A 20860-nucleotide genomic window follows, 5' to 3' on the forward strand; every position below is an offset into this window, starting at 1 on the left:
TCTAGGAGAAACGCAGCATGGCCCAGCCCGAAGTCATCCCCTATGCCGACGACTATTTGCGCGCCATTCTGGCGGGTGTCCGCACCATCGCCGTGGTGGGGGCGTCGGCCAATTGGAACCGGCCCAGCTTTTTCGTGATGAAATATCTGCAGGAAAAAGGCTATCGCACCATTCCGGTCAATCCCGGACTGGCGGGCCAGGAGTTGTTGGGCGAAACCGTCTATGGCCAGCTTTCCGACATACCGGAACCCGTCGACATGGTCGACATCTTCCGCAATTCCGAGGCGGCCGGACCCATCGCCGACGAAGCGATCAAAATCGGCGCCAAGGTCGTGTGGATGCAGTTGGGCGTGCGCAACGACGAGGCGGGGGCCAGGGCCGAGGCGGCTGGCCTGAATGTCGTCATGAACCGCTGCCCTAAGATCGAATATGGCCGTTTGGGCGGCGAACTGTCCTGGTCCGGCGTCAATAGCGGCTTGGTGCAAAGCAAGGCTTTGCGCGCCCCCAACATGGCGCCCAGGCGCGGCCAAGGTGCTGATAAGATGGACAAGGAGGCCGGGGGGGAAAAAGTCCCTTTCGGGATTGAAACCCTGGCCGTGCATGCGGGCGCCAGGCCCGATCCGGTGACGGGCGCGCGCAATGTGCCCATCTATCAGACCACCAGCTATGTCTTCGACAATGTCGATCACGCGGCCAATCTGTTCAATCTGCACACCTTCGGCTACATCTATTCGCGACTGACCAATCCCACCGTGTCGGCCCTGGAAGAGCGCATCGCCACGTTGGAGGGCGGGCGCGCCGCCGTGTGCGCGGCTTCCGGCCACGCCGCGCAGTTTCTGACCTTCTTTACGCTGCTGGAACCGGGCGACGAGTTTCTGGCGGCCAGAAACCTGTATGGCGGTTCGCTGACGCAATTCATGCTGTCCTTCAAGAAGCTGGGCTGGACCTGCCATTTGGTCGATCCCAAGGAGCCTGAGAATTTCCGCAAGGCCCTGACGCCCAGAACCAAGGCCATCTTCATCGAAGGCCTGGCCAATCCGGGCGGCATCGTGGTCGATATCGAAGCGGTTTCCGCCATCGCCAAGCAGGCTGGCATTCCCTTGATCGTCGACAACACGCTGGCCACGCCTTTTCTCTGCCGCCCCATCGAATGGGGGGCCGATCTGGTCGTGCATTCGACCACCAAATTCATTTCCGGCCATGGCACGTCGGTGGGTGGCGCGGTGGTGGAATCGGGTAAGTTCGATTGGGCGGCGTCCGACAAATTCCCGTCGCTTTCGAAACCAGAACCCGCCTATCACGGCCTGACCTTTTATGAAACCTTCGGCGACTTCGCCTTTACCACCAAGGCCCGCGCGGTGGCGCTGCGCGACTTCGGCCCCGCCATGGCGCCGATGAACGCCTTTCTGACTTTGACCGGCGCCGAAACGCTGCACCTGCGCATGGAGCGTCATGTGCAAAACGCGCAAGCGGTGGCCGAGTTTCTGGACAAACATCCCCAGGTGGCCTGGGTTTCCTATGCGGGCCTGCCCGCCAATCCTTATCACCAGTTGGCCAAGAAATATTTCCCCAAAGGGCCGGGGTCGGTTTTCACCTTCGGAGTCAAGGGCGGCTTCGAAGCCGGGATCAAGGTGGTGGAATCGGTGCAACTATTCTCGCATCTGGCCAATATCGGCGATACGCGCAGCCTGATCATCCATCCGGCATCCACCACGCACCGCCAGCTTTCCGACGAGCAGAAGATCGCTTCCGGCGCTGGCCCCGACGTGCTGCGCCTGTCGATTGGGATTGAAAGCGCCGACGATTTGATTCGCGATTTGGATCAGGCCCTCAAGCGGGCTGGTTAGAGCAAGCGGCTATGGGTCAACTTTTTGCCGGTTGGTCGCGGGCAAGGCCCGCGCGCGCCCAATGGCGCGGGAGCCAAGCGTTCCGGAGGAACGCGCCCGGCGCTTGAGGTTTGCGTTCGTCGGATCGACGAACGCAACTTGACCTTAAGCATCGACCGTTTGCTTGGCGCGCAGCCATGCTTCGAACTGCTCCACCGGCATGGGCTTGGCGAAGTAATAGCCCTGCGCCAACTGGCAGCCCAACCCTGCCAGATAGCTGGCTTGTTCGGCGGTTTCGATTCCCTCGGCGACGGTCAGCAGACCCAGCGAGCGGGACAGGTCGAGAATGGCCTTGGCGATGGCGGCGTCGTCGGCGTCGCCGGGCAGATCCTTGACAAAGGAACGGTCGATCTTCAAGGACGAAATCGGCAGGCGCTTCAAATAGCTCAAGCTGGAATAGCCGGTGCCGAAATCATCGACGGCGATCGAGAATCCGCGCTCGCGCAATTCGCTTAAGATGGCGACCGCCTCGCCGGGATTGGACATGACGACCGATTCGGTCAGTTCGATTTCAATCCGCCTGGGGTCGGCCCCACTGGCCTTCAGCGCCTTGTCGATGGTCTCCATCAGATGCAGGTGCTGAAGCTGGCGTGCCGACAGGTTGACCGCCACATGTCCGTTCAACAAGCCGTTCGCCGTCCAGATGGCGGTCAGGCGGCAGGCCTCGCGGAACGCCCATTCGCCGATAGGAACGATCAGCCCCGTTTCCTCGGCCAGCGGGATGAAGTCGTTGGGCGGAACCAGTCCCCTTTCGGGATGGCGCCAGCGGATCAGGGCCTCGGCGCCCGCCGGCTCTCCGGTGGCCAGCAACACCTTGGGCTGGAAATACAGCTCGAACTCCAGTCGCTCGACGGCGCTTCTCAGATGCGTCTCAAGGTCAAGCCGCTCCAGCGCCCTTGAATTCATGCTGGTGTCGAAGAAGCGAAAGGCGTTGCGCCCCGCCGCCTTGGCCTGATACATCGCGGTATCGGCGTTCTTCATCAACGCCTTCGCATCCAGCCCGTCCTCGGGGAAAAGGGCGATGCCCACGCTGGTCGTGACATGGATTTGGTGACCCTCAAGCGTCAAGGGCTGCACCAGTTCGTGAATGACCTTCTCGGCGACATGGGCCACTTCGGCGGTGTTCGAAAAATAGGAAAGAACCAGCACGAATTCGTCGCCGCCCAAACGGGCCAATGTGTCGCTTTTGCGGATGCAGGAGCGAAGCCGCTCGGCGACGGCCTGCAGCAGAAGATCGCCGACATCATGACCCAGGCTGTCGTTGATGGTCTTGAAGCGGTCAAGATCGAGAAACAGCAAGGCTAGGTGCGTGCGGTCGCGTCTGGCCACGTCGATGGCGTGATCCAGGCGGTCTTGCAAAAGCATGCGGTTGGGCAAACCGGTCAGGGCGTCATGGTAGGCTTGGTGCTTGATGCGCTCGTCCTTCATGCGCAGTTCGGTCACGTCGTTGAAGACGGCGACATAGCGAACGGGTTGGCCCTGATCGTCCAGGATCGCGGTGATGCTTTGCCACTCCAGGAAGGCTTCGCCGTTCTTGCGCCGGTTCCACAATTCACCCTGCCAACTGCCCGTTTCGGCCAGCGTCTTCCACATCTGGGCGTAGAATTGCTCGTCGTGATGTTCGGATTTCAAGATGCGCGGCGTTTGGCCGATCGCCTCCTCGGCCGTATAGCCGGTAATTTCCGTAAAGGCGGGATTGACCGACAGAATGATGCCGCCTTTGTCGGTGACCACGATGCCTTCGACGGTGTTGGTGTAGACGCTGGCGGCAAGGCGCAATTCCGCCTCGGCCTTGCGCTTGGCGGCGATATCCTCGGCCAGCATCAATAGATGAAAGCCGTCGCCGCTGGTGAAACGGGCGAAGCGACAAGACATCCATATTTCCGTGCCAAAAGAGGATGTCGTATGCGCTTCGATCTCTTCGGCGACGCCGTTGTCCAGAACGCGCAAAGCCGCGTCGCGCAGGCCGGATTCCCGCCAGGAGGCGACGGTCAGGAAGTTCTGCCCTTGCAATTGGTCGATGGTGGCGCCTGTAAAGCGGGCCAAGGCCAGATTGGCCAACACGCATTGGCCGTCCTTGCGATAGACCGCGATGCCCAGCGGCGAGGCGGAAATGATGCGCTGGTTCAGCTCAAGCAGCTCGGCCAATCGCTGCTCGGTGCGATAGCGATCCGTGATGTCTTGCAGAACGCCTTGCAACCGCACCACGTTGCCCTGGGCGTCGCGTACGATCTCGCCTTGCGAGGCGATTTGCAGCCATTCGCCATTCTGATGGCAGGCGCGATATTCGACCTGATAGCTGGTGCCGCATTCGATGGCGTCCTCCAGCCGGGGCAGGTCGTCTTGATGAATGCGGCGGAAGAGGGCGCGTTTCCACAAGGGTTCGCCGGGGGTCAGGCCGAAGATGCGGTAGGTTTCGTCGGTCCAGGTCAGGCGATCCGAAGCGATGTCCCAAGTCCAGCCCCCGATCTTGGCGCGTTGCTGCGTATCTTCCAACTGACGCTGCACCAATCTTTGAGCTTTCAGGCGATTGGTCAGCGCGCGGACGGTAAGGAAGATCGCCGCCATCATGAGCAGCCAGAGGATGGCGCCGATAAAGGCCTTCAGGCGCCACGGCTCCATGACATGGCGGTAATTCTGCGTCACCGAGACGATGACGGGATAATTGTCCAGTTTGACTTGGCCGATCAGGCGCTCGACGCCGTCGATCGGCGAGACGTCGATGATGTTTTCCTCGCGCCGCTCGGACTGGGCGAACTGGGCCAGGGCGGGCGGCGACTGGCCGATCGATTCCGCCCTGTAGGGAACCCGGACCATCAAGGTCCCGTTGGCGTGGAAGATGCCCATCGATCCGCCCTGGCTGATTTGCTGGCGGCTGAAGGTAGTGCTGAAATCCAGGCAATCGACCATCACGCTGACCACGCCCGCGAACTGGCCGTTCTTGTCCACCAGCTTGCGGCTGAGAATAAACATGAACTTGGTCTTGTCGTTCAGGTAAGGAATGGCCTGGGTTAAGAACAGTCCGTCGGTCAGGCCGTCTCGATGCGCCTTGAAATGTTCGCGCTCGGCGATGCTGCCCGAGGTCGCTCCTTCGAAGGTGCGCTGGCGGATATTGCCCGCCTGGTCGGCGATGGCGATGTTGATGGCGATGGGCGAGATCTTCTTGCGCTGCTTCATGATGACGTCGATGTTCCGCCTGGCATCGGCCAAGTCGGGGTTCTGTTCAAGCTCGATCATGAAGGTCAGAATCTGGTCCAGAGTGCCCAAAGTCTGCTCGGTATAGGCTTTGTAAAGCCTGGCCTGATCGCGGGTTTCCACATAGGCGGCCTCGCGGATCAGCGTGCGTTCGTAATAGATCAGCAGGCATGTCAACAGAGTGACGAGCAGGGCCAAGCCCAGGCCAAGAACCTTGATCCACTTTTCCAGCCGTTGTGGATTTTCGCCGCCCATGATCCCTAGCAGTTCAGGTATTTCTTCCCGACTGCGGAAACCTTAAGGCCAGATAATTTGCGGGGCAAGCCTGGAATAACCCTAAAAAACCAAAGCCTAAAACAAGTCCGCCCGATTGACGGCGCTGGGCGTCTCTAAAGCCATGGCCAGCGGGATGATCTCTTCGACGCTTTGGGCCACAGCGAACAAGTCGCGATGGCGCGGCGCAACGAAACCGCCATCGATCATCGAAGCGATCAAGGCCAGCAGCGGATCCCAAAAGCCGAAGCCATCGACCAGCACCACCGGCTTGTCATGCAGGCCCAACTGTTTCCAGGTCAGAATCTCGAAGGTCTCGTCCAAGGTGCCCAAACCGCCCGGCAAGACCGCGAAGGCGTCGGCCAGTTCGAACATGCGGGCCTTGCGGCTGTGCATGCTGTCCACCACCACCAGTTCCGAAAGGCCGGTATGTCCCACTTCCATCTTCAGCAGATGTTCGGGGATGACGCCGGTGACGTGTCCGCCATTGTCCATCACGCCCTGGGCGACCTTGCCCATCAGCCCGACATTGCCGCCGCCATAGATCAGCTTGATGTCGTGGGCGGCCAGATTGGCCCCCAGTCTGAAGGCCATGTCGGCCATGGCGGGCTGCTTGCCCGCCGACGAGCCGCAGAAGACGCAAAGTGATTTGATCGCTGACATGCCCATCCTTTCGAATACATACGCCATCGGTGATATAGCTGATCCGCTCTCCCATGGCGAGAGGCGCTTGACATGTGCCTGCGCGCAGCCGAGATATGGGGCAGGGGTTCCTGTTCAACGCATTTTGACCAGCCAGGAGGATATCGCATGCGACGTTCTTTGAAGGCGGCTTTGGCCGCAAGTCTGCTTGCCGCCATCGCCAGCGCACCCGCCCAGGCCCAGCAGAAACCCGATGAAGTGTTGGCCCTGCGCAAGGGTGTGTTTCAAGTGATCAAGTCCAGTTTCGGCCCGATGGCCGGTTTCGCCGACGGCAAGGTGCAGCTTGATGCAGCCCGGGCGGCTGTTCTGGGTGCTCGTTTAAGCGCCGTGGCGCCGATGGCGGCTGATGTGTTCCCGGCGGGTTCCGATTTCGTGGTCGGATCGAAAGCCAAGCCCGAGATTTGGTCCAAGCCCGATGATTTCAAAGCCAAGATGTCGGCCTTTCAAACGGCGGCGGCCAAGCTGGCCGACGCCGCCAAGGCGGGCAATCTGGACGGCGTGAAGGCGGCCGTTCCCGATGTCGGCAAGGCCTGCAAGGCCTGCCACGACGATTTCAAGGAAAAGTAAGAGAGCTATTTCGGTCCCGCCAGAGAGATGACGAACGAAATCGATATCGACCTGGCGGGTCCGGCCTATGCCTTTACCTTGGCCGCCATTCACCAGGAAAGTGCAGCCGATCCCTGGGACGGGGCCGCTTTCGCCACTTTGCTGGCCCAGCCCGGCGTGATGGCCCTGCTGGCCCGCGCTGGCGGCGATCCTTTGGGTTTCATCCTGCTCCGCCTAGCCGCTGACGAAGGTGAAATCCTGCATTTTGCGGTTCGCCCGGCGCATCGCCGCCAGCATCTGGGGCAAGCCCTGCTCGATCAGGCTCTGCGGATCATGATTTCCCGAGGGGCCGGGCGCTTGTTCCTCGAGGTCGAGGAAACCAACCAAGCCGCCCAAGGACTTTACGAACAGGCAGGCTTCAAGAAAGCCGGTTTTCGGCCAGATTATTACGGCCCGGGCCGTCCGGCGCTGCTGCTGGCGAAGAATTTGGAAGCCTAATCCCCCAAGCCCATGACGAAGGCCAGGGCAGAATTCAGGCGCGCCAAATCCGCCGCGCTCAGGCGTCCGATCCGCTGGCCGACACGCTCGCGGCGGATGGTCACCGGCTTGTCCGCCATGACTTGCGAAGGCAGGCGCAGGCCGTTTTCGGGGCTGGGATCGACCGTAATGCGAAAGTCGGGGGCGTCTGCCAGCTCGCTGGTCATTTGGCAGACGATGACGGACGCGAAATTTCTGGGGAAGGCGTCCGACTGAACGATGACGGCCGGGCGCGGCTTGCCGTAATCGCCGCTGCTGGCGACTGTGACGACGTCACCGCGCTTCATCGGTTTCGAATTCAGAGACGGCTTCGATCCATTCAAGCGCTTCTTGTTCGGACCTGGGATTTAGCCTGGCCGTCTCCTGGGCGATGCGTTTCTGCACGTCCTTGACGCGGGCGTCCGGCAAGATCAGACGCACCTCGCGCAGGTTAAGGCCGCGCCGTCTGTCCCGCATGGCCCTCATTCGTTCCGCAGCAGCCATAAAACCTCCCATTGGATGGTTGCATCGTAACGCGTTACGAAGATTCTTTCAATCCTTCCTTGGCAAGCCCGATTACCTGTGCTAGAAACCCCGCCTTTCCAGGACGCATGGGGCGGCCTGGGGGCGGTTTTGCTTTTGGAAGGAGCGGTTGCCCGTGCAGGTTCTCGTCCGTGACAACAATGTTGATCAGGCCCTCAAGGCGCTCAAAAAGAAGATGCAGCGTGAGGGGATCTTCCGCGAGATGAAGCTGCGTCGCAATTTCGAGAAGCCCTCCGAACGCAAGGCCCGCGAAAAGGCCGAAGCCGTTCGCCGCGCCCGCAAGCTGGAGCGCAAGCGCCTGGAGCGCGAAGGCTTCTAACCCTTCTTTCTTCCCGCAAGGAAAAGCATGCCAGCCCCGATCCGCAAGGACCGGGGCTTTCGGTTTTTTTAAGCAAGGGCTATGGTGGGTGGCATTTCACGAGGAACGACATGACCTATCGCAGCGACTTCGATTTCGGCGATCTTAGCCTTTCGCGCATCGTGACCAATCCGCCTTGGTTCGAAAACGCCTATGTGGTCCGCCATAAGCCCAGCAACAGCGCCGTGGTGATCGATCCGGGCGGCATGGCCCCCGAGATCGCCAAGGCCGCGGGTGAAGACGGCTGCAAGCTGGCAGCCATCTGGCTGACCCATGGCCATTTCGACCATCTGGCCGGGGTTGCCGATCTGCAGGACCTGCAAGACGTGCCCTGCATCGCCCATGCCGACGAAAAGCGGCTGATCGAGGCCCAACCCGCCTTCTCGGCTTCGATGCTTGATCAGCCGGTGCGCCTGCCTAGGAGCCTGTCTTGGCTTTCGGGAATCGACCCCGACCTGGATTTGGGTGGGTGCCGGGTGCGGGCGATCACCACGCCGGGCCATACGCCGGGCGGCGTCTGCTACGATTTCGGCCCCTTCGTGATCACCGGCGACACTTTGTTCGATCAGGGCGTCGGACGCACCGATCTGCCCGGCGGCGACGGCGTGGTTTTGAAGTCGTCGATCGACCGGCTGCTTGGCCTGCTCGATCCCGAAGTCCGCCTGTTCGCGGGCCATGGCGAGGATTGGACGGCAAGCGACGCCAAGCCCTGGTGGGTCCAGATGGGCGGCTATTTCTTCTCGTAAGTTCTGGGGAGACTGCAAGCATGTATATCGACGGCGCTTGGATCGAAACGCGCAAGACCTTCGCCAGCCACAATCCGGCCAATGGCGAGATATTGGGCCAAGCACCCGATGGCACCGAGATCGAGACCCGCCAGGCCATCAACGCCGCCGCCAAGGCCTTTCCCGCTTGGGCGTCGTCTTCGGCCTATCTGCGCGCAGAGCTTTTGTACCGCGCTTGGCAATTGATGGTCCAGCGCAAGGAGGAACTTGCCCGGCTGATGAGCGAGGAACAGGGCAAGCCCTTGAAGGCGGCGCGCAACGAGGTGGTTTACGGCGCCGATTTTCTGCAATGGTACGCCGAGGAAGCCAAGCGGGTTTACGGCCAGGTGATTCCAGCGCCCAGGGCCGACCAGCGCTTCATATCCTTGCGCCAACCGGTGGGCGTGGTGGCGGCGATCACGCCTTGGAACTATCCGATGTCGATGTTGACCCGCAAGATGGCCCCGGCGCTGGCCGCCGGCTGCACCATCGTGCTGAAGCCCGCCGAGGCGACGCCGCTGTGCGCCATGGCCGTTTTCAAGATTTTCCACGACGCGGGGTTTCCGCCCGGCGTGGTCAATCTGGTCACGGCCCGCGATCCTGCGCCGGTGGGCGAGGAAATGGTTTCCAATCCCCTGGTGCGCAAGATCACCTTTACGGGTTCGACCTATGTCGGCAAGCAAATCGCCTCGAAGGCGGCCTTGCACGTCAAGCGCGTCTCGATGGAACTGGGCGGACACGCGCCGTTCATTCTATGCCCCGACGCCGACCCGGTGCATGCCGCCAAGGGCGCTGTGCTGATCAAGGGGCTGAATACCGGCCAGGCCTGCATCAGTCCCAACCGCTTTCTGGTTCATCGCCCCCTGGTTCCCGCCTTCGTGGCCGAACTGGCCGCCAGGACCGCCAAGCTGAAGGCGGGGTCGGGGCTGGATGAAAGCGTTTCGGTGGGTCCGCTGATCAGCCAGTTGGCGCTCGACAAGGTGCATCGCCAGGTCGAAGACGCCGTTTCGAAGGGCGCCAAGATCGAATGCGGCGGGCACAGGCTGTCAGACGGCGGATTGGATAAGGGGCATTTCTACGCGCCCACGGTTCTGTCGGGCGTGGCGCGCGACATGCTGATCTGGCGCGAGGAAACTTTTGGCCCGGTCGCACCCGTCATCGCCTATGACGACGAAGCCGAGATTCTGCCCCTGGCCAACGACACCGACTATGGCTTGGCGGCCTATGTCTATACGCCCAACTTGAACCGCGCCATGAAGCTGTTCGAAGGATTGCGTTTCGGCATCATAGGCGTCAACGACATCAATCCCACCGCCGTCGCCGCACCCTTCGGCGGCATGAAGGAAAGCGGTCTGGGCCGCGAGGGCGGCCAGGAAGGGATATTGGAATATCTGGAGACCAAGTTGGGCGGCTTCTCGCTGGCCTGACCGCCCTCAGGGCAAGTACCTACGCGCGCTTACCCGCCCGCTTTTCATGGACAGAAGCGTCCTCGGACGCAACAATCGGGCATGAGCCGATATTTGGACAAGATGGGAGAAACGGCCAACGGCGTGGTATTGCTGGCCGCCGCCTATGTGGCGCTGCATGTCTTTCTGGATGGCGTCAGTTGGGTACATGGGCTGCAGAATCTGCTTATAACGCCCTGGAATCCGGTCGCAGGGCTGGCTCTTGCCTTTCTGTTGTTGGCCGGAATTCGCTATTTCCCGGCGGTCATGGCTGGCTGCCTGATGGCCGATCTGCTGGTCAGAGGGTCATCCTTCCATCTGCTTCCCTCGCTTGTTTTCGCGCTGCTCTTTGCCCTTTCCTACGTCGCCTGCGCCCTGTTGCTCAAACGCCATCGGATCGGGCTGGATGCGCTGAATCTGCGCGACGTCTTGCTGATTGCGATCATCGGATCTGGAACTGCGCTGATCATCGGAACCGTCCATGTCGCCACTTTGATCGCTTTCGACATGCTAAGCCTGTCCCGCCTTGGCGAGGCTTTGCCGCGCTACTGGGTGGGCGACGTCATCGGCATCATCACCACGGCGCCGTTGATTCTCGTCTTGTGGCCGCACCGCAAGGACTTGTGGGGATTGCTCCAGGAACTGGTCTGGCCGCTGGCCGCGGTGGCGGCGATTTCCTGGATTACCTTCGGCGTCAAGACGACAAACGAGTTCAAGCTCTTCTATCTCTTATTCCTGCCCCTGATCTGGATGGCGGTGCGACACGGCATGAAAGGCGCCGTCATCGGCATCGCCGCCACGCAGATTTGCATGATGGCGATCACGACCTTGCTAGGCTATGAAGCCGCGACGGTGACCTCTTTTCAGATCTTGATGCTGGTTCTGACCTTGACGGCGCTGCTGCTGGCCGCCGTCGTCGATGAGCGGGCGCGGGCGGAAAGCAATCTGCACGACCACCAGATGAGTCTGGCGCAAATGACCAGGCTGTCGCTGGCTGGCGAAATGGCGTCGGGTCTGGCGCATGAGCTGAACCAGCCCCTGACCGCCATCGTCAATTACATCAAGGCGGCACAAGGCCTGCTGCAAGGCCCGTCATCGCGGTTGGCCGACGCCCAGGACGCCCTGGGCAAGGCCTCCAGCCAAGCCATGCGGGCCAGCCAGATCATCGGCCGCCTGCGCGAATTCTTGCAAAAAGGCGAGATGGCATTGTCGCCGGTCTCCTTGTCCGATCTGGTGGCCGAGGCCCTGGCGTTGATCGCCTCGACCGCCAAGCGCAGCCAGGTGCGCATCGCGGTGCAGCTTGCGCCGCCATTGCCCAAGGTGATGGTGGACCGCATTCATATCGAGCAGGTCCTGCTCAACTTGTTGCTCAACGCCATCGAGGCGACCTCCGACAGAAAGCCGGACGAGCGCGAGATCGCCATCGAGGCTAGGCTCAGGAGCGACGGCATGGCCGAAATAGCGGTGCGCGACAACGGGCCGGGCATCGATCCGGAAATCGAAGGCCGCCTGTTCGAGCCATTCGCCTCCTCGAAAAGCGAAGGCATGGGGCTTGGCCTGATGATTTGCCGGACCATCGTCGAGGCGCATGGCGGCAGCCTGTGGCACGATGATAAAATCGGCGGCGCCACCATCTTCCGCTTTACGCTTCTTGTCGATGCTTCCGCTTAAGAAAGGAAAAGGCCATGACCCTGCCAACGCAACCCGCAACCGAAGAGCCGGTCTTTCTGGTTGATGACGATGCCGCCGTGCGCGATTCCCTGGCGCTGTTGCTTGGCGTGGCCGGATTCAAGGTGCAGGCCTATGGATCGGCCCATGATTTCCTGGATGCCTATGTGCCGGGCCAGGGCGGGTGTCTGGTGACCGACATTCGCATGCCGGGCATGGATGGGCTGGAGCTGCAAGCCGAGCTGATGCGGCGCAATATCGATTTGCCGGTGATCTTCATTACCGGCCACGGCGACGTCGCCAAGGCGGTGCAGGCTTTAAAGACAGGGGCCTGCGATTTCATTGAAAAGCCGTTCGAGGAAGAGGTGCTGACCAGCTCGATCCGCCAAGCCTTCGACAAGGAAGCGAACCGATTGGCGCCCCGGCTACGCCGCGAGGCGGCGGGCATATCGACAAGGCGCGCCCTTCTTACGCCGCGCGAGGCGCAGGTGATGGATCTGGTGGTGGATGGGCATTCGAACAAGTCGATCGCCCAGAAGCTGGGCATCAGCGCCCGCACGGTCGAAATTCATCGCGCCCGCGTCATGGACAAGATGAAGGCGCGCAACTTGTCGGATCTGGTGCGCATGGCGCTCCGGGCCTCTTGCGACAATGCCGACGCCGCCCCGTAGCGTTAAACTTTGCTTGATCGGCGGGCTGGCGTCTTCTTGGCGGGCTTTTCCGGCGGCTTGGGTTTTTCAGGCAGCATCGAGCGGGTTGAATAGACCAGCCGCTCGCACAGCACGCGTGAAAGATTGAACAAGACCTTCGAGGCTAGGTCGGGGGCCGAACGCATCAGCTTGCGCAAGAAGGTCTGCGACACGACCAGGATTTCGCTTTCGGCCAGCGCCACCACGTCGGCCGAGCGCTTGACGTTGGCGATGAAGGCGATTTCGCCGAACACCTGGCCCGGTTCCAGCACCGCGATGGGCTGCTTGGCTTTGGGCAGGCGAACCTCGGCCAGGCCGGAAAGAACGACGAACAGTTCGTTGCCCACGTCTCCGATGCGCAAGATCGTGTCGCCCGCTTGGCAAGACAGAACGGTGCCGCTTTTCAAGACCCGCTTGCGCTCGTCATCCGACAGGCCTTCAAGCAGGGGCACCCGGCTGCCGGTCGAGGGGCGCAGTTTATCGGCCAGGAACTGCCAGAAAGCGTCTTCGCCCGCACCCCAGCGCGCCGCCTTGGTGGTGGCGGGGAATTCGCGGGCCAGCCAGTCGGCGTCGCTCTGCTTTTGCCACAAGTCCGGTCGGTTCTTGAGCTTGCGCCAGAAGGGCGATTGAACGGCTTCCAGATGGGCGGCGTCCTTCAGGGCCAGAATCAGCGGAACGCGATAGCCCACTTCGGGGTCCAGGAAGTTCTCGGTGTAGGGTCGGTAGCCCAGATGTTCGTACAATTCGATGAGGGCGGGGGCGCAATAGCAAAAATCGTAAACGACGCCGCTTTCCAGCCCCAGTTCGTAGGCCCGGCTCAGAATTTTGTGCAAGGCGACCGATCCGCGCAAATCCCTGGCCACCATCAGGCGCGACGAAAAGCTCAATCGTTCAGGCGCAATGGCGCTGAAGCGAGACAGACGATAAGCCGTCTCCAGGGCGGGCGGCAGGCGGGTGCGCTTGGCGTTGTTGATGCGCAGGGTGGCGACCACGGCATCGCCTTCCTGGGCGTAGAGAATCAGGGCGTCCTCGTCCAATTCGTCGGCCAGGAAGCGCCGCTTGTGGTCGGCGTTGGCCAGGGCGATCTTGCCCATCTCCTCGACGTAAACGCCGTAGCGGAAACGCCAGACGGCTTCCCGTTCGTCGGCCGAGCGGGCCTGGCTGATGCGCAATGTCTGAGTGGCGTCTGCTTGTGCCATTTTTTGTACTGCTCTCCCCCGAGAAAGTCCATTCTAGCAGCTTGATTCAAAAAGCGCACGCCGGAGTATTGCCCCCGGCGCGCGGTTACGCTAAGAAAGCCTATGACCGATGCGACGAAACAATTGACCCGTTATTTCGACCTGCTGTCCGACCTGGGGCGTTCGGCCCAGGCCAGCGACGGGGCCGGGAAAGCCCTGGTTCTGGACGAAGCCATCGGGCGCATTCGTGCCCTGGCCCGCGTGACCCACGAGGCGGGCCATACGCTGTATTTCATCGGCAACGGCGGCAGCGCCGGGATCGCCAGCCATTTAGCCATCGATTACTCGAAGAACGGCAATCTGCGCTCGCTGGCCCTGAATGATGGCGCCCAACTGACCTGCCTAGCCAACGATCTGGGCTATGAAAACGTCTTCTCTCATCCTATTGGGCTGCATGGCCGTTCGGGCGATCTGTTGATCGCCATTTCCAGCTCGGGCCGCTCGGTCAATATCTTGAAGGCGGCTGAAACGGCCAAGGGCAAGGGCATGGCTGTGGTCACCCTGTCGGGTTTCGACGGCACCAACCCGTTGCGCCGCCTGGGCGACATCAACCTGCATGTCGCTTCGCATCAGTACGGCTTCGTGGAAATCTTGCATCTGGCCCTGCTGCACGCCGTTCTCGATTTCGAAATGGGCTGGAACGGGCAGGTTTAGAAGCTGTCTGCCTGCTGAAAAAGCGAAAGGGCCGGGGTTTCCCCCGGCCCTTATTGCTAGCAGACGGCTGATTGCCTGTTAACGGCGCTCGCCAAAGAAACGCAGGAGCATCAAGAACAGGTTCAGGAAGTCCATGTACAGTGACAAGGCGCCCATCACGGCCTTCTTGCCCGCGGCCTCGAGACTGTCGGCCTCGAAGTACATTTCCTTGATCTTCTGGGTGTCGTAGGCGGTCAGGCCGGTGAAGACCAGCACGCCGACGGCCGAGATGACCAGTTCCATCATCGTCGACTTCAAGAAGATGTTGACCAAGCTGGCCAGGATGATGCCGATCAGGCCCATGAACAGGAACGAACCGAAGCCCGACAGGTCGCGCTTGGTGGTGTAGCCGTACAGGCTCATCGCGCCGAAGGTGGCGGCGCAGATGAAAAACGTTCTGGCGATGCTGGCCCCGGTATAGACGATGAAGATCGGCGCCAGTGCCGCGCCCATCAGGGCGGCATAACCCCAGAAAGTGATCTGCACGGCTTGCAGGCTCATCTTCTGGACGCGGAAGCTGAGGAAGAAGACCAGCGCCAGGGGGGCCAGCATGACCACCCACATCAGGCCGGTGCCGAACAGGGTCTGCATCAGGGCTTCGTTCGAGGCGATGAGCGCCGACACGATGCCAGTCAGCGCCAGACCGGAGCCCATGTAATTGTAGACGCGCAGCATGTAGGAGCGCAGCCCCTGGTCGATGGCGGCGGACTGGGTGCCAGCGACCGTGGCGGTGCGGCGAAGCGATTCGAGTGCCATGATGGTTCCTCTCTGTAACCTATACCGCCCATGTTATATGTGAGAGGAAGGTGGGAAATCAACAGCTAGGCCAGAATTTGACGCTTGGCGGTTGTCTTTATCGCGGTTTCCCCTTACTTTTCAAGGAACAGGGAAGGGAGCGGGAGGCCGGATGGCCAAGGAACCCGAAAAAAAGAAAGTGGCGGCGGCCGTGGTTCGCAAGGAACCCGTGAAGGGAGCGGGCACGCCCATCTTGCTGAGAGATCGCTATCAGATCTTTCCGGCCACCCCCATGTTCGATTTCGATCTGCCCAGCGCCACCGCCTTCGCCTGTTCCGACAAGCGCGACCCCAACAGCTATTTGCTGGCCTATGTCTGCAAGCCCGAACTGCCGCCTCGCATCAACGTGCTGCGCAGCTTGAAGGGCCAGCAGATAACCGGCGTCATGCCGCTTTTGGAGTGGGGCGTGACGGAATGGCCGCCCGCCGGGCGGCAATGCATGATTGTCATCTACCAGCGCCCCTTGGGCGGGCGCGTCATGCCGTCGCTGGAATCCGAGATTGCACCGCTCGACGAATATGAGCTGGTCAAGAAGATCGTGCCGCAAATGGCCCTGGCGCTGAAGGAGCTGTCCGACCGCGGCATCAGCCACCGCGCCATTCGCCCCACCAACCTGTATTGGATGGACGATCTTTGCGAGCAGATGGTGTTGGGCGATTGCGTCACCTCGCCGCCCGCCTATGATCAGCCGGTTTTGTTCGAGGGCATCGAAGCGGGCATGTGCCTGCCCGCGGCAAGAGGCAGCGGCGGACATGCCGACGATCTGTATGCGTTGGGCGTGTCCATGCTGATGCTGAAGCTGGGGCGCGATCCCTTGAAAGGCGTCGAGGCAAGCCAACTGATCAAAGCCAAGATCACCAAGGGAACCTATTCGCTGATGGTGGGTGACGAACGCCTGCCGTTGTCGATGATCGAGGTGTTGCGCGGCCTGTTGTGCGACGATCCCGCCGAGCGCTGGACGGTCAACGATCTTGATCTATGGACGAACGGGCGGCGTCTTTCGCCCTTGCAGCCCAAGCAGGAAAAGCGGGCCGTGCGCGGCTTCGCCTTCCTGGGCGCCGAATACAACACCGCCCGCGAGCTGGCTTTCGTGATGGCAGAGAACTGGGGCAAGGCCGCCGAACCCATGCTGGACGGCCAGCTTGAAGTCTGGCTGCGGCGCGGCATCGAGAACAAGGAAATGGCCGACTTGGTCAGCACAGCCATCAAGTCGGTCAAGCAAACCCCCGGCGTCGATCAGAAGACCGCCGAGGATCTGCTGGTCACGCGGGTTCTGATGCTGCTCGATCCGATGTCGCCCATTCGATACAAGGGATTTTCGGCGCTGCCGCTTGGCTTCGGCCCGGCCCTGGCCGTCATCATGGGATCGAAGGCCGATCCCAAATTGTTCGCGGAATGCATTCTGCGCGACGTACCGCACATCTGGTTCGAAACCAGGCCCGAATACGACGCATCGAACTCGCAGATCGACAATCTGTTTAAGGATTTGAAGGCCTATATGCAGCAATCCGCCATGGGCTACGGCCTCGAGCGGGTTCTTTACGACCTGAACGAAGCCCTGCCCTGCCAAAGCCCGTTGGTGGCCGATTCCTTCGTGGTCGATATCGGCGAATTGCTGCCAGCGCTTGAGCAGACCGCCAAGAAGATCGATCCCAGAACCATGCCGATGGATCGTCACATCGCTGCCTTCATCGCCTGCCGCTTCGACTTCAATGTCGAGCGCCAGGTAACGGCGCTCAACGACAAATCATCACAGAACCAGCTTTTGGGCATGCTCAGTTTGCTGGGCACCGTGCAATGGCGTCTGGGACCTGAAAGTCTGCCAGGTCTGGCTTCATGGATGGGCGCGCATCTCGGCCCCGTGGTCGGCGCCTTCCACAGCCGGGCCAGACGGCGCGACATGGAAAAGGAACTGCCCCGGCTGGTGCGTTCGGGCAATCTGCCGGAACTGTTCGCCTATATCGACAATCACGAGGAAAAACGGCGCGACGAGGACGGCTATTTGCTGGCCAGGGCGGAATATGCGGCGTCCAGCCAGGAAGCGAGCGAAATTGAATCGGGTTCCGACCGGCGCAACCAGCAGGCCACGCGCTATGGCCATCAGGCGGCCGGGGTGATTTCCATGATGCTGGCGCTGATCGTGCTCAGCATTCTTCTGATGATCCGGTTCTTCTAGGGATAGGACATGGCCAAGAAGAAACCAACCAAGAAAATCCCCCCTCCCCAAGGCGGCATCGGTCGCGGGCGCATTACGCTGGGCTTGCTGATCCTGGGGCCGCCCGCCTTGTTTTTCTTCCTGCCGACCTGGGTGTTCCTGGGCCTGTCCATGCTGCCTACGATCGTGGCCTATATCGTCGATCGCAGCCCTTACCGCTATGGCTGGGTTTCAGTGGCCGGTCTCAATTTGGCGGGCGTCGCGCCCTATCTCATGAAATTGTGGTTTGAGGGCCATTCTTGGAGCCACGCCCTGCAGATCCTGTCCAACCCTTTTGACCTCATCGTCATGTATGGCGCGGCGGCTCTGGGTTGGGTATTGCATCTGTCCGTGCCGCCGGTGGTCGGCGCTTGGTTGGACGTAACATCGCAAAGACGCCTAACGCAGTTAAGGTCCATCCAGCGGCGGCTGATATCGGAATGGGGCGAGGAAGTGTCCAGGCCGGAAGACGACGACGTGGCTGCAACGCCGCACGCTCGCAGGCGTTAAAGCGCTCACCGGCCCCGTCAAACGAACGGGGGCCGGTGGTTGCTTCAAGAAATTAAGCGGCGGCCTGGGCGCGCAGGACCGATTTTTGCACTTTCTCGAAAGCGCGCATTTCGATCTGGCGCACGCGCTCGCGCGAAATGGCGAAGCGCTGCGACAATTCCTCCAACGTCGCCGGTTCGTCCTTTAAGCGCCGCTCGGCCAGAATGATGCGCTCGCGCTCGCCCAATTGCGTCATGGCGCCGCCCAGCAGCCCGCGCCGCTGGTCGCTTTCCTCGGCCTCGGCCAAACAAACTTCCTGGCTGGACGAATCGTCTTCCAGGAATTCCATCCATTCGCCGTCGCTGTCGGCGCGCATGGGCGCGTTCAATGAATGGTCGGGGCCGGACAGGCGGCGATTCATCTGGACGACTTCGTCCTCGGTGACCGCCAGTTTGTGGGCGATGGTCTTGACTTGCTCGGGATGAAGATCGCCTTCCTCCAGCGCCTGCATGCGGCTTTTCATGCGGCGCAGGTTGAAGAACAGCTTCTTCTGGGCTGCCGTGGTTCCCATTTTGACCAACGACCAGGAATGGAGGATGTATTCCTGAATGGCGGCGCGTACCCACCACATGGCATAGGTGGCCAAACGGAATCCCTTTTCAGGGTCGAAACGCTTGACCGCCTGCATCATGCCCACATTGCCCTCGGCAATCAGCTCGCCCAGGGGCAGGCCATAGCCGCGATAGCCCATGGCGATCTTGGCGACCAAGCGCAGATGGCTGGTCACCAGTCGATGGGCGGCGTTCTGGTCGTCGGTTTCGCGGTAATTTTTGGCCAGCATGTATTCTTCTTCCGGGGCCAACATCGGAAAACGGCGAATTTCCATCAAATAGCGGCTGAGGTTGCCCTCGGGGGCTATGGGCAGGCGCATGGCTGTTGCGTTCATAACTTTGACTCCTTCCCGCTAGCTGGGGGCCTTAATAGGCGCCCCCATTAACCAAGCTGTGAAGTCAGGATTGTCTTCTTTTTAGGATTTGTCTAGGGAGATTATTAGTACATTGAAATCTGGTGGAAGAGATTCGTTGAATTTTAGATAATTGCCAGCTATCGGATGGTAAAAACCAAGCTCGTAGGCATGCAAAGCCTGGCGCGGAAAAGATTGAAGCATATGGACATTGTCGCCAGACAGGTTCTTAAGCGGCACGCGCCTGGGTCCGCGGCCATAGGCCGGGTCGCCGATCAAAGCATGACCGCCATGCGCGAAATGCACGCGAATTTGGTGGGTGCGTCCGGTCTCAAGACGGCATTCGACAAGGCTGACCGCCTGATTCCAGGACTTCAGAACCTTGTAGCGGGTCAGCGCATGTTTGCCGCGCCCCTCGGGAACGACGGCCATTTTCGTGCGATGTTTGGGATCGCGTCCGATGGCGCCAGCAAACTGCCCAACCGGCGGCAAGGGCACGCCCCAGACCAGCGCCTGATAGGCGCGTTCGATCTCATGGGCGGCGAACATCTTGCTAAGGCCGCGATGGGCGGCGTCGGTCTTGGCCGCCACCAACAGGCCGCTAGTGTCCTTGTCGATGCGATGCACGATGCCCGGGCGCTTGACCCCGCCGATCCCCGACAGGCTGTCGCCGCAATGGGCGATCAGGGCATTGACCAGCGTGTGGCCCGGATTGCCGGGGGCCGGGTGAACCACCAACCCGGCCGGTTTGGCGATCACGATCAAATGCTCGTCTTCGTAATGGATGTTGAGAGGGATGTTCTCGCCCAAGGGGACGGGCGCTTCCGCCGCCGGTTCCAAGACGGTGTAAACCGCTCCCGGTTTGACCGGTGCCGAGGGGTCGGTTATGGTCTCAATGCCGCACTGCACTTGCCCTTCGCCCATCAAAGCCTTAAGGCGCGTGCGCGACAGGCTGGGCAGGGCCTGGGCCAGCCATTTGTCGAGCCGCATGCCGGAACAGTCGTCCGGCGCCGGCAAAAGAGTGTGGCGGGTTGATTGGGTCATCTGAATGTCCGTCATACTAACTTTGGGAACTTTGACAAAGCATGAATCTCGCGGTTCTTAAATCCATCACCATCGGCATGGGCTTTCTGATCGTCGGCGGTTTGGCCGCTTTGGTCTACGGCGCGATGAACCAGGCGGGCAAGCTGAAGCTGGAAAAGGCGGAAAGCGCCCCGGTTCTGGAAGCGCCGAAGCCTTTCGGCACATTGGAGCTTAAGGAACCGGCGGGCACGGAAATTCTGGAACTCGCCACCGGCGACGGGCGTTTGTATCTGCGCCTGGGCGGCGGCGGCAAGCCCGAGCGCATTCTGGTGCTGGATGCCAAGAGCGCGACCGTGCTGGGAACCATCCTGCCCAGCCAGGCTGAAGCCGCATCCGCCCCTGCCCCCACGCCCAGCCCCGCCCAGTGATCAGCCTGACCTTCGGCCAAGCGCGCTTGATCGAAAGTTTGGCGAAAGCCGCCTGGCCCAGGGAGTGCTGCGGCCTGCTGATCGGGCGTTGCGTGGACGGCGCGCAAATCATCGACGAAGTGCGGCCCTGCAAAAACTTGCTGGCCGATGCACAAAACGATCGTTTCGAAATAGATCCCCAGGACCGTTTCGACGCCATGCGCCAGGCCAGAAGCATGGGGCGCGAAATCCTGGGCCATTACCATTCGCACCCCAACGGCGTGGCGGCGCCGTCGAAAACCGACCGCGACATGATGTACGAGCCGGACTTGATCTGGCTGATCGCGGGCGTGACCGGGGCTGGCGATTGCAGCCTTGCCGCGTTCCGCCCCAATCTTGACCGGGAAGATTTCGATCCGCTTAGGCTTGTCATCAAAGCCGCAGACGATCAGAATTGCCAGCCATGACGCAA

At 61.1% G+C, this 20860-nt stretch carries 21 protein-coding genes; 13 read left to right on the plus strand and 8 right to left on the minus strand.

Features of this window, described 5'->3' with window-relative positions:
• Positions 1-17: 17 nt before the first annotated feature.
• Complete coding sequence (locus tag HQL44_07005) at positions 18-1847, plus strand: O-acetylhomoserine aminocarboxypropyltransferase (protein ID MBF0268324.1); 1830 nt, start codon at positions 18-20, stop codon at positions 1845-1847.
• Positions 1848-1991: 144 nt separating this feature from the next.
• Here HQL44_07005 and HQL44_07010 read toward each other — a convergent pair whose 3' ends face one another.
• Together HQL44_07010 and HQL44_07015 are read right to left on the minus strand one after the other, a co-directional pair.
• Positions 1992-5336 carry an EAL domain-containing protein gene (locus tag HQL44_07010; GenBank protein ID MBF0268325.1) on the minus strand — a complete coding sequence of 1115 codons (3345 nt, stop codon included), beginning with the start codon at positions 5334-5336 and terminating at the stop codon, positions 1992-1994.
• Positions 5337-5432: 96 nt separating this feature from the next.
• Positions 5433-6017 (minus strand): TIGR00730 family Rossman fold protein, encoded by a 585-nt coding sequence (locus HQL44_07015; protein ID MBF0268326.1) that lies wholly within the window; start codon positions 6015-6017, stop codon positions 5433-5435.
• A 147-nt stretch (positions 6018-6164) separates the two neighbouring features.
• Here HQL44_07015 and HQL44_07020 point away from each other — a divergent pair, with 147 nt between their 5' ends.
• Positions 6165-6623: a cytochrome c gene (locus tag HQL44_07020; GenBank protein MBF0268327.1), complete on the plus strand. Its 459-nt coding sequence runs from the start codon at positions 6165-6167 to the stop codon at positions 6621-6623.
• Positions 6624-6650: 27 nt separating this feature from the next.
• On the plus strand, positions 6651-7100 hold the full coding sequence (gene rimI / locus HQL44_07025; GenBank protein ID MBF0268328.1) for a ribosomal protein S18-alanine N-acetyltransferase: 450 nt from the start codon (positions 6651-6653) through the stop codon (positions 7098-7100).
• On the opposite strand, the gene HQL44_07030 is transcribed toward rimI, so the two are convergent.
• Positions 7097-7426 carry a type II toxin-antitoxin system PemK/MazF family toxin gene (locus tag HQL44_07030; protein MBF0268329.1) on the minus strand — a complete coding sequence of 110 codons (330 nt, stop codon included), beginning with the start codon at positions 7424-7426 and terminating at the stop codon, positions 7097-7099. The genes rimI and HQL44_07030 overlap by 4 nt on opposite strands.
• Positions 7413-7604, minus strand: a complete 192-nt coding sequence (locus HQL44_07035) for a hypothetical protein (protein ID MBF0268330.1) — start codon at positions 7602-7604, stop codon at positions 7413-7415. The genes HQL44_07030 and HQL44_07035 overlap by 14 nt, the downstream gene beginning before the upstream one ends.
• Positions 7605-7776: 172 nt before the next feature.
• Here HQL44_07035 and HQL44_07040 point away from each other — a divergent pair, with 172 nt between their 5' ends.
• From HQL44_07040 to HQL44_07060, 5 genes are all read left to right on the plus strand, one after another.
• Complete coding sequence (locus tag HQL44_07040) at positions 7777-7980, plus strand: 30S ribosomal protein S21 (protein ID MBF0268331.1); 204 nt, start codon at positions 7777-7779, stop codon at positions 7978-7980.
• 110 nt (positions 7981-8090) lie between these two features.
• A complete protein-coding gene (locus HQL44_07045; GenBank protein MBF0268332.1) occupies positions 8091-8765 on the plus strand; it encodes an MBL fold metallo-hydrolase in 675 nt (224 codons plus the stop codon).
• Between the two features lie 20 nt (positions 8766-8785).
• Positions 8786-10210 (plus strand): NAD-dependent succinate-semialdehyde dehydrogenase, encoded by a 1425-nt coding sequence (locus HQL44_07050; GenBank protein ID MBF0268333.1) that lies wholly within the window; start codon positions 8786-8788, stop codon positions 10208-10210.
• An 81-nt stretch (positions 10211-10291) separates the two neighbouring features.
• Positions 10292-11899 carry an MASE1 domain-containing protein gene (locus HQL44_07055; protein MBF0268334.1) on the plus strand — a complete coding sequence of 536 codons (1608 nt, stop codon included), beginning with the start codon at positions 10292-10294 and terminating at the stop codon, positions 11897-11899.
• Positions 11900-11913: 14 nt separating this feature from the next.
• Positions 11914-12567 carry a response regulator transcription factor gene (locus tag HQL44_07060; GenBank protein MBF0268335.1) on the plus strand — a complete coding sequence of 218 codons (654 nt, stop codon included), beginning with the start codon at positions 11914-11916 and terminating at the stop codon, positions 12565-12567.
• 2 nt (positions 12568-12569) lie between these two features.
• On the opposite strand, the gene HQL44_07065 is transcribed toward HQL44_07060, so the two are convergent.
• Positions 12570-13784: a cyclic nucleotide-binding domain-containing protein gene (locus tag HQL44_07065; protein ID MBF0268336.1), complete on the minus strand. Its 1215-nt coding sequence runs from the start codon at positions 13782-13784 to the stop codon at positions 12570-12572.
• A gap of 102 nt (positions 13785-13886) precedes the next feature.
• Here HQL44_07065 and HQL44_07070 point away from each other — a divergent pair, with 102 nt between their 5' ends.
• On the plus strand, positions 13887-14477 hold the full coding sequence (locus HQL44_07070; GenBank protein ID MBF0268337.1) for an SIS domain-containing protein: 591 nt from the start codon (positions 13887-13889) through the stop codon (positions 14475-14477).
• Positions 14478-14555: 78 nt separating this feature from the next.
• Here the strand turns inward: HQL44_07070 and HQL44_07075 are convergent, their stop codons facing one another.
• A complete protein-coding gene (locus HQL44_07075) occupies positions 14556-15272 on the minus strand; it encodes a Bax inhibitor-1/YccA family protein (GenBank protein MBF0268338.1) in 717 nt (238 codons plus the stop codon).
• A 151-nt stretch (positions 15273-15423) separates the two neighbouring features.
• On the opposite strand from HQL44_07075, the gene HQL44_07080 reads away from it, so the two are divergent.
• Together HQL44_07080 and HQL44_07085 are read left to right on the plus strand one after the other, a co-directional pair.
• Positions 15424-17487, plus strand: coding sequence for a hypothetical protein (locus tag HQL44_07080; GenBank protein MBF0268339.1), 2064 nt, complete (start codon positions 15424-15426; stop codon positions 17485-17487).
• Positions 17488-17496: 9 nt separating this feature from the next.
• Positions 17497-18015: an acyl-CoA synthetase gene (locus HQL44_07085; GenBank protein ID MBF0268340.1), complete on the plus strand. Its 519-nt coding sequence runs from the start codon at positions 17497-17499 to the stop codon at positions 18013-18015.
• 52 nt (positions 18016-18067) lie between these two features.
• Here HQL44_07085 and rpoH read toward each other — a convergent pair whose 3' ends face one another.
• Entirely contained in the window at positions 18068-18940 is an 873-nt protein-coding gene (gene rpoH, locus HQL44_07090) for an RNA polymerase sigma factor RpoH (GenBank protein ID MBF0268341.1), read from the minus strand.
• Between the two features lie 81 nt (positions 18941-19021).
• Positions 19022-20017 carry an RluA family pseudouridine synthase gene (locus tag HQL44_07095; protein MBF0268342.1) on the minus strand — a complete coding sequence of 332 codons (996 nt, stop codon included), beginning with the start codon at positions 20015-20017 and terminating at the stop codon, positions 19022-19024.
• A gap of 26 nt (positions 20018-20043) precedes the next feature.
• Here HQL44_07095 and HQL44_07100 point away from each other — a divergent pair, with 26 nt between their 5' ends.
• Together HQL44_07100 and HQL44_07105 are read left to right on the plus strand one after the other, a co-directional pair.
• Positions 20044-20409, plus strand: coding sequence for a hypothetical protein (locus HQL44_07100; protein ID MBF0268343.1), 366 nt, complete (start codon positions 20044-20046; stop codon positions 20407-20409).
• A complete protein-coding gene (locus HQL44_07105; GenBank protein ID MBF0268344.1) occupies positions 20406-20855 on the plus strand; it encodes a M67 family metallopeptidase in 450 nt (149 codons plus the stop codon). The genes HQL44_07100 and HQL44_07105 overlap by 4 nt, the downstream gene beginning before the upstream one ends.
• The last annotated feature ends 5 nt before the right edge of the window (positions 20856-20860 follow it).

It is taken from the genome of Alphaproteobacteria bacterium, assembly GCA_015231795.1.
Classification (GTDB): Bacteria; Pseudomonadota; Alphaproteobacteria; order Rhodospirillales; family WMHbin7; genus WMHbin7.